Annotated in this window: 11 protein-coding genes; 4 read left to right on the top strand and 7 right to left on the bottom strand. The window is 70.4% G+C overall.

Annotated features, from left to right (window positions below; translation table 11 throughout):
• Window positions 1–13 precede the first annotated feature (13 nt).
• A complete protein-coding gene (locus EV279_RS12040) occupies window positions 14–2,173 on the top strand; it encodes a 3-hydroxyacyl-CoA dehydrogenase NAD-binding domain-containing protein (RefSeq protein WP_133543781.1) in 2,160 nt (719 codons plus the stop codon).
• A 93-nt stretch (window positions 2,174–2,266) separates the two neighbouring features.
• Here EV279_RS12040 and dxs read toward each other — a convergent pair whose 3' ends face one another.
• The 5 genes from dxs to dut all read right to left on the bottom strand — a co-directional run bounded on the left by dxs (window position 2,267) and on the right by dut (window position 9,319).
• The gene (dxs, locus tag EV279_RS12035; RefSeq protein ID WP_133543779.1) at window positions 2,267–4,222 is read right to left on the bottom strand and encodes a 1-deoxy-D-xylulose-5-phosphate synthase; all 1,956 of its coding nucleotides are present in this window, start codon (window positions 4,220–4,222) and stop codon (window positions 2,267–2,269) included.
• A gap of 191 nt (window positions 4,223–4,413) precedes the next feature.
• Window positions 4,414–7,242 (bottom strand): aconitate hydratase AcnA, encoded by a 2,829-nt coding sequence (acnA, locus tag EV279_RS12030; protein WP_133543777.1) that lies wholly within the window; start codon window positions 7,240–7,242, stop codon window positions 4,414–4,416.
• Window positions 7,243–7,379: 137 nt separating this feature from the next.
• Entirely contained in the window at window positions 7,380–8,177 is a 798-nt protein-coding gene (locus EV279_RS12025) for a DUF3159 domain-containing protein (RefSeq protein ID WP_133543775.1), read from the bottom strand.
• Window positions 8,174–8,797, bottom strand: coding sequence for a DUF3710 domain-containing protein (locus EV279_RS12020; RefSeq protein WP_133543773.1), 624 nt, complete (start codon window positions 8,795–8,797; stop codon window positions 8,174–8,176). Before EV279_RS12020 ends, EV279_RS12025 begins: the two co-directional genes overlap by 4 nt.
• 60 nt (window positions 8,798–8,857) lie before the next feature.
• The gene (gene dut / locus EV279_RS12015) at window positions 8,858–9,319 is read right to left on the bottom strand and encodes a dUTP diphosphatase (RefSeq protein WP_208109524.1); all 462 of its coding nucleotides are present in this window, start codon (window positions 9,317–9,319) and stop codon (window positions 8,858–8,860) included.
• Window positions 9,320–9,331: 12 nt separating this feature from the next.
• Here dut and EV279_RS12010 point away from each other — a divergent pair, with 12 nt between their 5' ends.
• On the top strand, window positions 9,332–9,832 hold the full coding sequence (locus EV279_RS12010) for a DUF3093 domain-containing protein (RefSeq protein WP_133543771.1): 501 nt from the start codon (window positions 9,332–9,334) through the stop codon (window positions 9,830–9,832).
• On the opposite strand, the gene EV279_RS12005 is transcribed toward EV279_RS12010, so the two are convergent.
• Window positions 9,807–10,100: a DUF4193 domain-containing protein gene (locus tag EV279_RS12005; protein ID WP_133543770.1), complete on the bottom strand. Its 294-nt coding sequence runs from the start codon at window positions 10,098–10,100 to the stop codon at window positions 9,807–9,809. The genes EV279_RS12010 and EV279_RS12005 overlap by 26 nt on opposite strands.
• Before the next feature lie 214 nt (window positions 10,101–10,314).
• On the opposite strand from EV279_RS12005, the gene sepH reads away from it, so the two are divergent.
• Entirely contained in the window at window positions 10,315–11,361 is a 1,047-nt protein-coding gene (gene sepH, locus EV279_RS12000; RefSeq protein ID WP_133543768.1) for a septation protein SepH, read from the top strand.
• A 2-nt stretch (window positions 11,362–11,363) separates the two neighbouring features.
• On the opposite strand, the gene EV279_RS11995 is transcribed toward sepH, so the two are convergent.
• Window positions 11,364–12,491 carry an alkaline phosphatase family protein gene (locus EV279_RS11995; protein ID WP_133543766.1) on the bottom strand — a complete coding sequence of 376 codons (1,128 nt, stop codon included), beginning with the start codon at window positions 12,489–12,491 and terminating at the stop codon, window positions 11,364–11,366.
• Between the two features lie 80 nt (window positions 12,492–12,571).
• Here EV279_RS11995 and EV279_RS11990 point away from each other — a divergent pair, with 80 nt between their 5' ends.
• On the top strand, window positions 12,572–15,028 hold the full coding sequence (locus EV279_RS11990) for a DNA topoisomerase IV subunit A (RefSeq protein WP_133543764.1): 2,457 nt from the start codon (window positions 12,572–12,574) through the stop codon (window positions 15,026–15,028).
• Window positions 15,029–15,037 lie beyond the last annotated feature (9 nt).

Genomic DNA, 15,037 nt, shown 5'->3' with positions numbered 1-15,037 from the left:
GCCCTTGCACGATATGACGAACTCCGTTTCTGAACAGTACGCGCAGATCGACTTCTCGCCCCTCGACGCCCTGACCGGGGGCGAGGTGGTGACGCACTCGAGGGTCCGCGACATCCGTCTGCCCTCCGGGAGGGTGCTCGCCCTCGTCACGCTCGACAACGGCCGTGATCACACGCGTCCGAACACGCTCGGACCGGCGACGCTGAGCGAGCTCGCCGACACCCTCGCGGCGCTGGAGACGCGCGCGGACGCCGGCGAGATCGACGCGGTCGGCATCACCGGCAAGCAGTACATCTTGGCGGCGGGCGCGGACCTGTCCGACATCTCGCGCCTCGGATCGAAGGACAACGCCCGGCTCATCGCCCAGCGCGGCCACCAGGTGCTCGGCAGCCTCTCCGAGCTCAGCGTGCCCTCGTTCGCCTTCGTGAACGGGCTCGCACTCGGGGGCGGGCTGGAGATCGCGCTGAACAGCACGTACCGGACGGTGGATGCCTCGGCCGCCGCGGTCGCGCTCCCCGAGGTCTTCCTCGGCATCATCCCCGGGTGGGGTGGCGCGTACCTCCTGCCGAACCTCATCGGCATCGAGAACGCCCTGGAGGTGGTGGTGTCGAACCCCCTCAAGCAGAACCGCATGCTCAAGCCGCAGCAGGCGTACGACTACGGGATCTTCGACGCGATCTTCCCGGCAGCCACCTATCTGGAGGACTCGCTGATCTGGGCCGACGGCGTGCTGGGCGGTTCCGTCAAGGTCGTCCGAAGGAACGAGCCGGGGAGGATCGAGCGCCTGACCAAGTGGCCGATCGCGATCAAGGTCGCGCGCGGCATGCTCGAGTCGAAGATCGGCACGGTTCCGCGCTCGCCGTACGCGGCCCTCGATCTGCTCGACAAGGCCAAGGGCGGCACCAAGGCGGAGGGCTTCGCCCGCGAGGACGAGGCGCTGGCCGAACTCGTGACCGGCGACCAGTTCGCGGCATCCATGTACGCCTTCGATCTCGTCCAGAAGCGCGCCAAGCGTCCCGTCGGCGCCCCCGACAAGGACCTCGCGAAGAAGGTCACGAAGGTCGGGATCATCGGTGCGGGGCTCATGGCGAGCCAGTTCGCCCTGCTGTTCGTGCGCAAGCTCCAGGTGCCCGTTCTCATCACCGACCTCGACCAGGCCCGCGTGGAGAAGGGCCTCGCCTACATCGACGAGGAGATCGGCAAACTCGAGGCGAAGGGCCGCCTCGACGGCGACACGGCGAACAGGCTGCGGGCCCTCGTGACCGGCACGACCGACAAGAGCCTCTACGCGGACTGCGACTTCGTCATCGAGGCCGTGTTCGAAGAGGTCGGGGTCAAGCAGCAGGTGTTCGGCGAGATCGAGCAGATCATCGCCGAGGACGCGATCCTCGCCACCAACACCTCGTCCCTCTCGGTCGAGGAGATCGGCGCGAAGCTCGCCCATCCCGAGCGACTCGTGGGCTTCCACTTCTTCAACCCGGTGGCGGTCATGCCGCTCATCGAGATCGTCAAGACGCCGCAGACGACGGATGCCGCGCTCTCGACCGCCTTCGTCGTCGCGAAGAATCTCGGCAAGAACGCGGTGCTGACCGCGGATGCACCCGGGTTCGTCGTGAATCGCCTCCTCGCCAAGGTCATGGGCGAGGCGGCGCGCGCGGTGTATGAGGGAGCGCCTGTCGCGGAGGTCGAGAAGGCGTTCGCTCCGCTCGGCCTGCCGATGGGTCCGTTCCAGCTCATCGATCTCGTCGGCTGGAAGGTCGCCGCGCACGTGCAGGACACGATGGTGCACGCGTTCCCCGACCGCTTCTACGCCAACGAGAACTTCCACGCCCTCGCCGAGCTCCCGGAGGTCGTCGAGAAGGACAAGGGCGGGCGCGTGACCGGGTGGACCAAGGCGGCCGAGAAGGTGCTGCGACCCGCGGTCGGCTCGACCCCCGCCTCTGCGGCCACGATCCTGCAGCGTGTACAGGACGGACTCGCGCAGGAGATCAAGCTCATGCTCGACGAGGGCGTCGTGCCGGAGGTCGAGGACATCGACCTGTGCCTCATCCTCGGCGCCGGCTGGCCGTTCATCGACGGAGGCGCCTCGCCCTACCTCGATCGGGAGGGGGCGTCGGAGCGCGCCTTCGGCGACACGTTCCACCACCCCGTGATCCGGGGCATCGGAGGCTGAGGCCCATTCCGCGCTGAGGGCGGTCCTTCTTCGGAGGGGCCGCCCTCAACACGTCGACGGGTCGGGCAGGCAGCGCCCTCCGCCGCGGACGCCTCAGCGGTCGGTGTGACGGCTCGCCCACTCGGGGATCGTCGGGATCTCGTCCGTCGGCGTCGGGCGCGCGACGGGGATGCGGGTGCCGAGGACCTGCGAGACGACGTCCTGAGCGATCTTGGCGGCCGTCAAGCCGGCGTCCTCGAGAATCTGCTCGCGGCTCGCGTGGTCGATGAACTCATCCGGAACGCCGAGCTCATCGACGGCCGTGTCGACGCCCGCCTCGCGCAGCACCTGGCGCACGCGCGTGCCGATGCCGCCGACGCGGATGCCGTCCTCGATCGTGATGACCAGGCGGTGCTCCGAGGCGAGGGTCACGATCGACGGCTGCACGGGGATGACCCACCGCGGGTCTACCACCGTTGCGCCGATGCCCTGAGCGCGCAGACGGCTCGCGACATCCACGGCCAGGTGCGCCATGGGTCCGATACCGACGAGGAGCACGTCCTTCGCCTCGCTCTGCACGAGCACGTCGACACCGTCGTCGAGCCGCTCGACGGCGGGCAGCGCGGGACTGACGGTGCCCCTGGGGAAACGGAGGACGGTGGGCGCGTCGTCGACCGCGACGGCTTCGCGCAGCTCTTCACAGAGGCGCTCGGCGTCGCGCGGGACGGCGATGCGGATGTGCGGAACGATCTGCAGCATCGCGAGGTCCCAGATGCCGTGGTGGCTCGGGCCGTCGGGGCCCGTGACCCCGGCGCGATCGAGGACGAAGGTGACCCCGGCGCGGTGGAGCGCGACATCCATCAGCACCTGGTCGAAGGCGCGGTTCATGAAGGTCGCGTAGATGGCGACGACCGGATGGAGGCCGCCGAAGGCGAGCCCGGCCGCCGAGGCGACGGCGTGCTGCTCGGCGATCCCGACGTCGTACACGCGATCGGGGAAGCGCTGTGAGAACGGCAGAAGTCCCGTCGGCCGGAGCATCGCCGCGGTCATCGCGATGACGTCCGGCCGCTCCTCGCCGATGGTGGGGAGCTCCTCGGCGAAGACGTCGGTCCACGCCTGCCCTGAGCTGCCGCCGAGCGCCTCGCCGGTGACCGGATCGATCCGGCCCACGGCGTGGAACTGGTCCGCCTCGTCCAGGAGCGCCGGCTGATAGCCCCGACCCTTCTCGGTGATGGCGTGGACGATGACGGGCGCGCCGTAGTCCTTCGCCAGCTCCAGGGTCTCCAGGAGCGACGGGAGGTCGTGGCCGTCGACCGGCCCGAGGTACTTGATGTCGAGGTTGGAGTACAGCGCCGCATTGTTGATGAACCGGCTCAGGAACCCGTGCGTACCGCCGCGGAGGCCGCGGTACATCGCCCGCCCAGCCGGGCCGAACTTGCGGAAGAGCGACTCGGAGGAGCCGCGCATGGTCTCGTACGCATCCGCCGTGCGGACGCGGTTGAGGTAGCGCGCCATGCCGCCGATCGTCGGGGCGTAGGAGCGCCCGTTGTCGTTGACGATGATGACGAGGTTGCGGTCGTTGTCGTCGGAGATGTTGTTGAGCGCCTCCCACGTCATGCCGCCCGTCAGCGCGCCGTCGCCGACCATCGCCACGACGTGCCGGTCGCGCCGACCCGTGCGGGTGAGAGCACGCGACACGCCGTCGGCCCAGCTGAGCGAGCTGGAGGCGTGCGAGGACTCGACGACGTCGTGCGGGCTCTCGGAGCGCTGCGGATAGCCTGCGAGGCCGCCTCGGGCACGTAGACGGGAGAAGTCCTGACGGCCGGTGAGCAGCTTGTGCACATAGGACTGGTGGCCCGTGTCGAAGACGATCGGGTCGTTCGGCGAGTCGAAGACCCGGTGCAGCGCGATCGTGAGCTCGACCACGCCGAGGTTGGGGCCGAGGTGACCGCCCGTCCTGGCGACGTTCTGGATGAGGAACTCGCGGATCTCGACGGCCAGCTGCTCGAGCTCATCTGTGCTGAGAGCGTCGAGGTCCCGAGGTCCTTCGATGGACGGAAGAATCGCCATCCGACTCCCTCGGTGTGCTCTCGGAAGGGCGCCCGCCCGGCGCGGATGCCTCGGCCCAGTCTAGCCGGGCCCGTCCGCAGGACCGGTCAGGACGCTTCGCTCCGGAGATTCCGCCGCCGAGGTCCGACGTGCTCCTCCGCCCTCGCACGAGGGCCCGGGACAGTCCCGGGCCCTCGTGCTGCGGCGGGCGCTCAGACGAGCGAGCGGAGGACGTACTGGAGGATTCCGCCGTTGCGGTAGTAGTCGGCCTCACCGGGCGTGTCGATGCGGACGACCGCGTCGAACTCGACGGTCTCCTTGCCGGGCGCCGAGAACTCGCTCGGGGCGGCGGTGACGTGGACGGTCCTGGGCGTGACGCCTTCGTTCAGCTGTTCGAGGCCGGTGATCGAGACGATCTCCGTGCCGTCGAGGCCGAGCGACTCCCAGGTGGATCCGGCGGGGAACTGCAGCGGGACGACGCCCATGCCGATGAGGTTCGAGCGATGGATGCGCTCGAAGCTCTCGGTGATCACGGCCTTGACGCCGAGGAGGCTCGTGCCCTTGGCCGCCCAGTCGCGCGAGGAGCCGGAGCCGTACTCCTTGCCGCCGAAGATCACCAGCGGGGTGCCGGCGGCCTGATAGTTCCGGCTCGCGTCGTAGATGAACGACTGCGGGCCGCCCTCCTGCGTGAAGTCGCGGGTGTACCCGCCCTCCACGACGTTGCCGTCGTTGACGGCGCGGACGAGGAGGTTCTTGAGCCGGATGTTGGCGAACGTGCCGCGGATCATGACCTCGTGGTTGCCGCGGCGCGAGCCGTAGGAGTTGAAGTCCTTGCGGTCGACGCCGTGCTCGGCGAGGTAGCGGCCGGCGGGGCTGTCGGCCTTGATGTTGCCCGCGGGGCTGATGTGGTCGGTCGTGACCGAGTCGCCCAGCGTCGCGAGGACCCGGGCGCCGGTGATGTCGGCGACCGGCGTCAGCTCCATCGTCATGCCCTCGAAGTAGGGGGGCTTGCGCACGTACGTCGAGCTCTCGTCCCACTCGAAGACGTCGCCCGTGGGTGTCGGCAGGTTCTTCCAGCGCTCGTCGCCCTCGAACACCGTCGCGTACTGCTTCGTGAACATGTCCTCGTTGATGGACGAGTCGATCGTGGCCTGCACCTCGGCGGCGTCGGGCCAGATGTCCTTCAGGAAGACGTCGTTTCCGTCGCTGTCCGTGCCGAGCGGGTCGGTCTCGAAGTCGAAATTCATGGATCCGGCGAGCGAGTACGCGATCACGAGCGGCGGGCTTGCGAGGTAGTTCATCTTGACGTCGGGGTTGATGCGCCCCTCGAAGTTGCGGTTGCCCGACAGGACCGCGGTGACGGCGAGGTCGTTCTCGTTGACCGCCGTGGAGACCTCCTCGATGAGGGGGCCGGAGTTGCCGATGCAGGTCGTGCAGCCGTAGCCGACCGTGTAGAAGCCGAGGTCTTCGAGGTCCTTCGTGAGACCGGCCTTCTCGTAGTAGTCGGTGACGACCTTGGATCCGGGAGCGAGGGTGGTCTTCACCCACGGCTTCGCCTTGAGGCCCTTCTTGACCGCGTTGCGGGCCAGCAGGCCCGCGGCGAGCATGACGGACGGGTTCGAGGTGTTCGTGCAGGAGGTGATCGCCGCGATCGTGACCGCCCCGTGGTCCAGTGTGAACGACTCGCCGCCCTCGAGGGTGACCGGCACCGGCTTGGAGATGCTCTTCGGCGCATGCGAGCGGTGCACGTGGAAGTGCTCGTTGTGCTCCGACTCCGGCGTGTTCGCCGGCGGGTCGGATGCCGGGAACGACTCCGCGATCTCGAGGTCGACGAGGTCGTGCTCGACGTCGGCGTAGTTCGTGAGGTCGCTCTCGAACTGCGTCTTGGCGTGGGAGAGGACGATGCGGTCCTGCGGGCGCTTGGGGCCGGCGATCGACGGGACGACCGTCGCGAGGTCGAGCTCCATGTACTCGCTGAAGACGGGCTCGCTCGCCGCGTCGTGCCAGAGGTGCTGCTCCTTGGCGTACGCCTCGACCAGCGCGAGCTGCTGCTCGCTGCGGCCCGTGAGGCGCAGGTACTCGACCGTCACGTCGTCGATCGGGAACATCGCGGCGGTCGAGCCGAACTCGGGGCTCATGTTGCCGATCGTCGCGCGGTTCGCCAGCGGCACCGAAGCGACTCCCTCGCCGTAGAACTCGACGAACTTGCCGACGACGCCGTGCTTTCGCAGCATGTCGGTGATCGTCAGCACGACGTCGGTGGCCGTCACGCCCGTCGGGATCGAGCCCGTGAGCTTGAAGCCGACGACGCGCGGGATGAGCATCGAAACGGGCTGGCCGAGCATCGCCGCCTCGGCCTCGATGCCGCCCACGCCCCAGCCGAGCACGCCGAGGCCGTTCACCATGGTCGTGTGCGAGTCGGTGCCGACGCACGTGTCGGGGTATGCCCGCAGCACGCCGCCGACGGTGCGGTCGTAGACGACCTTCGCGAGGTGCTCGATGTTGACCTGGTGGACGATGCCGGTGCCGGGCGGGACGACCTTGAAGTCGTCGAACGCCGTCTGGCCCCAGCGGAGGAACTGGTACCGCTCGCCGTTGCGCTCGTACTCGATCTCGACGTTGCGCTCCAGCGCGTTCTCGGAGCCGAAGAGGTCTGCGATGACCGAGTGGTCGATGACCATCTCGGCGGGCGAGAGCGGGTTGATGCGCTTCGGGTCTCCGCCGAGCGCCTCGACGGCCTCGCGCATCGTGGCGAGGTCGACGATGCACGGCACGCCGGTGAAGTCCTGCATGACCACACGGGCCGGCGTGAACTGGATCTCGGTGTCGGGCTCGGCCGCGGCATCCCACGATCCGAGCGCCTCGATCTGCTGCTTCGTGACGTTCGCGCCGTCCTCCGTGCGCAGCAGGTTCTCCAGCAGCACCTTGAGGCTGAACGGCAGCTTCTCGTACCCGGGCACCGTGTCGATGCGGAAGATCTCGTAGTCGGTGCTGCCGACCGTCAGGGTGCTTTTCGCACCGAAGCTGTCAACCGTGGACACGTCTGTCTCCTTCGTCGGCGGCGGGGTGGGCGCGAAGCCCAGCACCCCCCATCCTCTCTCGCACGGCATGCGTCGGCTAGTGAGGATCGCCTAAGCGCCGCGAAGAGGGAATTTATCTCGATGTCGAGATAAATGTATCACCTGGCCGGTCGCGGATAGAGCGCGCGCACGGCGAGCCACGTCACCGCGACCATCGGCGCGAACAGCGGCAGCCCCATGATGAGCTTGATTGTGCCGAGCGCCGCGACGTCGCCGGAGAAGTAGAGCGGGAGCTGCACGAGCAGGCGCAGCGCGAAGAGGGACGCCCACGCGATCGCGAGCCAGAAGAACACCCTCCGCTTGCGCTTGTCGCGCCGCCATGCGGTCCCCTCGCTCATGAGGAACCCCACCGCGAGGCCGATCAGCGACCAGCCCACCAGAGCCGACACCAGGAACGCCGTGCCGTAGAGGGCATTGGTTGCGAAGCCCCACAGGAAGTTGTCCTGCCCGCGTCCCGTGAACAGGGCCAGCGCAGCGGCGGCGCCGGTCGCGATGAGGCCCCCGATGGCGGCTCCGGCGGGACCTTTCTGGATCAGCCGGACGATCGTGAAGACGGCCGCGAGCCCGACCGAGAGACCCAGGCTGAGCGGGAGGTTCGCCTGCCCGGTCTCGGGATCCACCGTGAGCGTCCAGGTCACGATGAAGACGACTCCGGGGAGGACCGACTCCAGGATGCCGCGCCAGCCGCCCATCGCGCGCCAGACGACGTGTCCGGTCGTCGCCTCGGCGGACGGGTCGAGTCCCGCGCGACGCGCCGCGCCGCCGAGCGCCGCGCCGACCAGGTCCGACGCCGTCGGCTGCGCCGCCTCGTCATCGGGAGAGGCCGAGCCGGCGGGTTGGACGGATGCCTCGTCCCTCGCCGGGCGCGCGGCCGCGTCGGAGCGGTCGTCGGTCATGCCGTGCCCGGGGTCGCCGGCATCTTGAGCGGGATCAGGTCGCGCGGGGGCATGGGAGAGCCTCCGCGCACGACCACGATGGAGCGGAAGAGGTCCTCCACCTTGGCCGCGGCATCCACGTCGCTCGTCGCGGCACCGCCGATGACGCCCCGGAGGAACCAGCGCGGCCCGTCGACGCCGACGAACCGGGCCAGCCGCTTGCCGGCCGCGGCCTCGGGGCCGGCGATCACGGGCACCTCGGCGAGGAGCTCCGGGCCGAGGGGACCCTCGCGCTCCTCGACGCGGCCGCCCTGCTGCCGGATCTGCTGGCGGATCTGATCGCGCGTCTCGTCCCACAGCCCCGTCGAGCGCGGCGCGGCGAACGGCTGCACCTGCAGGGTCGACTCGGCGTAGTCCAGGCCCACGGCGACGATGCGCTTGGTCTGCTCCTCGACCTCCAGGCGGAGATTGAGGCCCTCGCGCGGAAGGATCTTGATGCCGCCGAGGTCGATGTAGGGGCGGACCGGGTTCGCCTCCGACTCGTCGAACGGGCCGGCCGCCGCACGGTCCTGCGGCGCCGACTTCGTGGGGACGACCTCGTCGGGGGTGGCGGGGTTCTCGCCCGCGGTGGCGTCTGTCATGCCAGGACTCCGTCCTCTTCGTCTTGCTCCGCACGGGGGAAGATCCCCCATGCGGACTCGTCAGCGCTCGCCGGCGGCGACACCGGCCCCCTGGTAGCCGGTGGAGCCGAATCCGCCCTCGCCGCGCACGCTCTCGGGGAGCTCGTCGACCGGGATGAACCGGGCCCGGGGCACCGGCATCACGAGGAGCTGCGCGATGCGGTCGCCCTTGGCGATCTCGTACGCGTGCTCGGCGTCGGTGTTGAGCAGCGTGACCTTGATCTCCCCGCGGTAGCCCGCGTCGACGGTGCCCGGCGAGTTGACGACCGTGATGCCGTGCTTGGCTGCCAGTCCGCTGCGGGGCACGACGAACGCGGCGTAGCCCTCCGGGAGGGCTATGCGCACACCCGTGCCGACGAGGGCGCGGCGCCCCGGCTCGAGGCGGACGTCCTCGGCGGCGAGGAGATCGGCGCCGGCGTCGCCGGGATGGGCGTAGCTCGGAACCTCGGGCGCGATAATGAGGACGTCCACGGTTTCGGTCACTCAACGAGGGTAATGCAGAAGACAGCAGCCAGAAGCGCCCGGGTCCAGGCTCCCGGCGGCTTCCGAGAACGCCTCAGTCCGTCCCTCTGGGTGCTCGTCAGCGCCGCCGTGGTCGCGCCGATGGCGGCCCTCGTGTTCGCCCCCATCGACACGACCGCGGCTCTTGTGGCGGGCGTGATCGCCGGCGTCCTGTTCGTGACGCTCCTGATCGCCTGGTCGCCCGTCGTGGCGGTCGAGGACGGCGTGCTCCGCGCCGGACGCGCGCGCATCCCCGTCGAGCTGCTCGGTGAGCCGGTGGCGCTCTCCGGAGAAGAGGCGCGGGCGGCGCGCGGACCTCTTCTCGACCCGAAGGCGTGGCACGTCATCCGCGGCGGCATCGACGGGCTGGTGATCGTGCCCGTGAACGACGGCGACGACCCGACGCCGTCATGGGTCGTGTCGTCGCGCACTCCCGACCGCCTCGCGGCGGCCATCCGTCGTGGTCAGGTCAGGCCGCGCACTCCGCGCAGATAGGGCCGTCGGCCGTGTCGTGGTCGAGCTGCGAGCGGTGCTTCACGAGGAAGCAGTTGGAGCAGGTGAACTCGTCCTCCTGAGGAGGGAGCACCACGACGTCGAGCTCGAGGTCGGAAAGGTCGGCCCCGGGCAGCTCGAAGCCCGACGGGTTGTCGGCGTCCTCGACATCCACCGCCCCCGACATCTTGTCGGGAACCCGCTCCTTGAGGGCCTCGATCGACTCGCTGTCGTCCTCGGTCTTGCGGGGGGCGTCGTAATCCGTAGCCATGCGTGAACGTCTCTACTTCCGGGAATCTCGGGTTCGCATGCCCGTATGGGCGGCGATAGTTTGCATGACGGCGGGGCATTTCGCAAATGCGCCAAGGACGGGTTCCCGTCATGTGTGATCCGTGAAACTCGCGGCACGCCCGCGTTATTCCCGGCCGCCCCTCCTGCCGCGTGCGAGCATGGCCTGACACGGCTGGATGGGAGAGGGCGTTCGCATGGAACAGCTCAAAGTCATCGGAACCGAGGACGACGCCATCGTCCTGGCCACCGAATCCGGCGAGCGGTTCTCGCTCGCCATCGACGATGTGCTGCGCGCCGAGATGCGCCGCGCTCGACGCGAACGCGAACGGGAGGTCGACGAGCGCGTCGTGCGGCCGAGCCCGCGCGAGATCCAGTCGCACATCCGCGCCGGCATGTCCGCCGAGGAGGTCGCCAGCCTCCTCGGAGCCCGGGTCGAGGACGTCCAGCGGTTCGAGGGCCCCGTCCTCGCCGAGCGCGAGCACGTCGTGGGCCAGGCGCTCGCGGTGCCCGTGCTGCTCGGAGCGGACCTCGACGGCGACGCCCATCCCACGTTCGGCACCGCCGTCCGGGCGAAGCTCGCTGAGGCCGGTGCGACGGGCGAGCGCTGGACGAGCTGGAAGGAATCGACCGGCTGGATCGTCAAGCTCGAGTTCACCGCGTCCGAGATCGATCACGACGCGCGGTGGGGGTTCGAGCCGCGGCGCTCCACCCTCTCGCCCCTCAATCCCGACGCGATCCAGCTGTCGCGGCAGGGATCGCTGCCCGAGGGTCTGATCCCCCGGCTGCGCGCCCTCGACGTCCAGCCGCTGAAGGACGAATCGCGCTTCGACAGCGGTGCCTTCGGTCCACGCCGGCTGCCCGAGCCCGAGGCGGACCTCGAGTCGCCGGAGGTCGCCGCGCCCACCGCGCCCGCGGTGCAGCAGGCCGCGATCAAGCGCGCCGACGAGCCGTCGGTGACCTCGCCCGAGACGGCCGACCTGCTCGAGGCCCTCCGGCGCCGTCGCGGCCAGCGCGAACCGCTGCCGGGCGTCGACGAGGCCCCGCGCACATCGACGCCGGTCGCGCTGTTCGACGCGCTCGAGCCCGGCTACGAGGAGACCGCCACGCCGCTGCCCGACGACTCGTACCCGCCGGAGCGTCCCGCCGCTGCCGCCGAGGCGTCGGGTCGCCGAAAGGGGCGCACCTCGATGCCGTCCTGGGACGAGATCGTCTTCGGCGCCGGGGCGCGCGGCGACGACTGAGCTCAGGCGAACGCGCCGAGCCGGATGAGGGGCACCGTCCGCTCCTCGTCGGTCAGCGAGCCGTGCTGCCCGACCATGTTCTGCGGCCCCTTGTCCTCGAGCCGATCGTCGTAGTACGCGACGGCGGCGCGCGCGGCCACGACGACGTCGCCGATGCGCTCACGCACGTCGGGCGCCACGACGCCGAACACCCCCGCCTCGACGGCCTCGTCCCGCGACAGCACCCAAGAGCGGCCGGACTCGGATTCGCACCAGGCCCGGAGGACGGATGCCTCGCACCCGGGCTCGGCATAGAGGTGCAGCATCCGCGGCTCGCCTCCGATGATCCGCACCCCGTCGACCAGGCCGTCCCGCTCGGTGAGCAGAAGGTGCCGGTGGCGGGGGACGTCGATCATCCCGTGGTCGGCGGTGAAGACGGCGCCGACACCCCGCGGCAGCGCCCCGGCGAGCGCGCGGGCCGCGGCATCCACCGTCTCCAGTCCCGCCGCCCACTCGTCGGACTCCCACCCTCGCTGATGCCCGATGCCATCGAGCTCCGGCGCGTACAGATACACCAGAGCCCCGGGATGCCGCGCCGCGAGCTCGGCGGCGGCCTCCGCGCCTTCTGCCGCCGTCTTGGCTGGGACGAACTCGCCGCCGCGCAGGATCGCCGTCGTGAAGCCGGACTCGGCGAACTTGGGCCGGGAGACGACGAAGCACGGCCGTCCCCTCTCCGCCTCCCGTTCCAGGAGCGGCTGCGCGCGCTGCCAGGAGTACGGGTCCAGGCCGTCCGTCTCCCACCCCTTCAGCTGATTCGGCGCGAGGTCGGTGCCGGGTATCCGCACGCGGTAGCCGAGCAGCCCGTGCTCGCCCGGATCGACACCGGTCATCAGCGACGTGAGGGCGGCGGCGGTGGTCGAGGGGAACACGGAGCGCGCGACATCCTTCTTCCCGCCGGCCTCCGCGAGGAAGCGGGCGTGACCGGAGCGAGCGCCCAGGTTGCGTGCGCCGAGACCGTCGACGACGAAGAGGACCGCGCTGGTGACCGGAGCGAACCAGTCTCCTCCTCCGTCGAGAGCTGACAGAACCTCCGGCACGACACGGGGCAGGCTCCGGGCTCGGGGCGGCTCCGCCGGTAGGCTGAGGGACATCCGGGCCAGTCTCGCACACCGGCGAGCGGCCCCGGCCGGGCAGCCCAGCGCCGGCCCGTCGTCACTGAGGCCACATCGTCATGCCCGCATCCCGCACCGACTCCCCCGCCGAGCACGGCCGCATCGAAGACATCGATGTCGCCGTCGAGATGCAGGGGTCGTTCCTCGAGTACGCCTACTCCGTCATCTACTCGAGGGCGCTTCCCGACGCCCGCGACGGACTGAAGCCCGTCCAGCGGCGGATCCTCTTCCAGATGGCCGACATGGGGCTGCGCCCGGATCGCGGGCACGTCAAGAGCGCCCGCGTCGTGGGCGAGGTCATGGGAAAGCTGCACCCGCACGGCGACGCCCCCATCTACGACGCGCTCGTGCGTCTCGCGCAGCCGTTCTCCCTGCGCGTGCCGCTGGTCGACGGCCACGGCAACTTCGGCTCGCTCGACGACGGGCCCGCCGCCCCGCGGTACACGGAGGCGCGCCTGGCGCCCGCGGCGCTCGCTCTCACGGAGAACCTCGACGAGGACGTCGTCGACTTCATCCCGAACTACGACGGACAGTTCCAGCAGCCGGCGGTGCTGCCGGCGGCCTTCCCCAATCTTCTGGTCAACGGCGCGACCGGCATCGCCGTCGGCATGGCCACCAACATGGCGCCCCACAACCTCATCGAGGTCGTCGGCGCCGCGACGCACCTGCTCGACAACCCCGAGGCGACGCTCGAGGAGCTGATGGAGTTCGTGCCGGGACCCGACCTCCCGTCCGGCGGCGTCATCGTCGGCCTCGACGGCATCAGGGACGCGTACCGCACCGGCCGCGGCACCTTCCGCACGCGGGCCAAGGTCTCGATCGAGCCGCTCGGACCCCGCCGCACGGGCCTCGTCGTGACGGAGCTGCCGTACCTCGTCGGGCCCGAGCGCATCATCGAGAAGATCAAGGATGCCGTGCAGTCCAAGAAGCTGCAGGGCATCTCGGACGTCACCGATCTCACCGATCGGCACAACGGCCTCCGCCTCGTCATCGGCATCAAGACCGGGTTCGACCCGCAGGCGGTGCTCGAGCACCTGTACCGTCTGACGCCCCTCGAGGACTCCTTCGGCATCAACAACGTCGCCCTCGTCGCGGGCCAGCCGCAGACGCTCGGCCTGCGGGAGCTGCTGCGGGTCTACCTCGACCACCGCATCGAGGTGGTGACGCGTCGGAGCTCCTTCCGGCTCGCGCGCCGCAAGGAGCGCCTGCACCTCGTCGAGGGACTCCTCATCGCGATCCTCGACATCGACGAGGTCATCCAGGTCATCCGGACGTCCGACGACTCCGAGGCGGCCAGGACGCGGCTCATGGAGGTCTTCGACCTGTCCGAGCTGCAGGCCGAGTACATCCTGGAGCTGCGCCTGCGTCGCCTGACGAAGTTCTCGCGCATCGAGCTCGAGAGCGAGCGCGACCGGCTGCGCGCCGAGATCGCCGAGCTCGAGGAGCTGCTCGCGAGCGAGGTCCTGCTGCGCGCGCAGGTGGCACGAGAGTTGGATGCCGCCGCCGAGACCTACGGCACGCCCCGCCGGACCCTCCTCCTCAACGGAGGGCCCGTCGCACCCCGTTCCCGGGCCGCCGCGTCCGCTCCGGATCTGCAGATCGCCGACGCTCCGTGTCGCGTCTTCCTCTCCGCGACGGGCCGCATGGTGCGGGCGGAGGTCACGGTGGACGCGCCGAACGGCGGCATCGTCACGCCCTCCCGGCGCTCCAAGCACGACGCCGTGCGCTCTTCCGTCGACACGACGACGCGCGGCGACCTCGGGGCTGTGACGTCCGCGGGCCGGCTCGTGCGGTTCTCGCCGGTGGATCTTCCCTCCGTTCCGGGCAACTCGGTGCAGCTGGCGGCCGGCACCCGCGCCGACCAGTACCTCGGCCTCGCCTCCGGCGAGCACGTCGTGGGTCTCGTCCCGCTCGCCGACGCCGCTCCCATCGCTCTGGGCACTGCTCAGGGCGTCGTCAAGCGCGTCGCAGCGAGCGAGCTCGGCAACAAGCACGACATCGAGATCATCGCGCTCAAGGACGGCGACCGCGTCGTCGGTGCCGCGCCGGCGGCGGACGGCTCCGAGCTCGTCTTCGTCGTCTCCGACGCGCAGCTGCTGCGCTTCGACGCCGACTCGGTCCGCCCGCAGGGACGCGCGGCGGGTGGAATGGCCGGTGTGCGGGTGGGCGACGGCGAGCGCGTCGTCTACTTCGGCGTCGTGGGCGGCGCCGTCTTCGACGCAGTGGTGGTGACCGTCGCGGGCAGCACGCAGGCCCTGGCGGGCGCGGACGCCGGCTCGGCCAAGGTCTCGGACTTCTCGGAGTTCCCGGCGAAGGGTCGCGGCACCGGCGGCGTGCGCGCGCAGCGCTTTCTCAAGGGGGAGGACACGATCACGCACGCGTGGGTCGGCGTCGAGCCGCGTGCGGTCGGCGCGGACGGCGCGATTCGCGCGCTTCCCCCGGCCGGTGCGAAGCGGGATGCCTCGGGCCAGCCGCTCGACGGCGTCGTCGGTGCGATCGGCACGGCCGTCCGCTGATCGGCGCCT

The sequence above is a fragment of the Microbacterium sp. BK668 genome (genome assembly GCF_004362195.1).
Lineage (GTDB): Bacteria > Actinomycetota > Actinomycetes > Actinomycetales > Microbacteriaceae > Microbacterium.
This window is presented reverse-complemented; position numbering and strand designations above follow the sequence as displayed.

Excerpts from the sequence above, each read along its gene's own strand:
- EV279_RS12040 (WP_133543781.1), top strand. The coding sequence starts at position 14 with ATGACGAACTCCGTTTCTGAACAGTACGCGCAGATCGACTTCTCGCCC.
- dxs (WP_133543779.1), bottom strand. The coding sequence starts at position 4,222 with ATGGCGATTCTTCCGTCCATCGAAGGACCTCGGGACCTCGACGCTCTC.
- EV279_RS12025 (WP_133543775.1), bottom strand. The coding sequence starts at position 8,177 with ATGACCGACGACCGCTCCGACGCGGCCGCGCGCCCGGCGAGGGACGAG.
- EV279_RS12020 (WP_133543773.1), bottom strand. The coding sequence starts at position 8,797 with ATGACAGACGCCACCGCGGGCGAGAACCCCGCCACCCCCGACGAGGTC.
- EV279_RS12010 (WP_133543771.1), top strand. The coding sequence starts at position 9,332 with ATGCAGAAGACAGCAGCCAGAAGCGCCCGGGTCCAGGCTCCCGGCGGC.
- EV279_RS12005 (WP_133543770.1), bottom strand. The coding sequence starts at position 10,100 with ATGGCTACGGATTACGACGCCCCCCGCAAGACCGAGGACGACAGCGAG.
- sepH (WP_133543768.1), top strand. The coding sequence starts at position 10,315 with ATGGAACAGCTCAAAGTCATCGGAACCGAGGACGACGCCATCGTCCTG.
- EV279_RS11995 (WP_133543766.1), bottom strand. The coding sequence starts at position 12,491 with ATGTCCCTCAGCCTACCGGCGGAGCCGCCCCGAGCCCGGAGCCTGCCC.
- EV279_RS11990 (WP_133543764.1), top strand. The coding sequence starts at position 12,572 with ATGCCCGCATCCCGCACCGACTCCCCCGCCGAGCACGGCCGCATCGAA.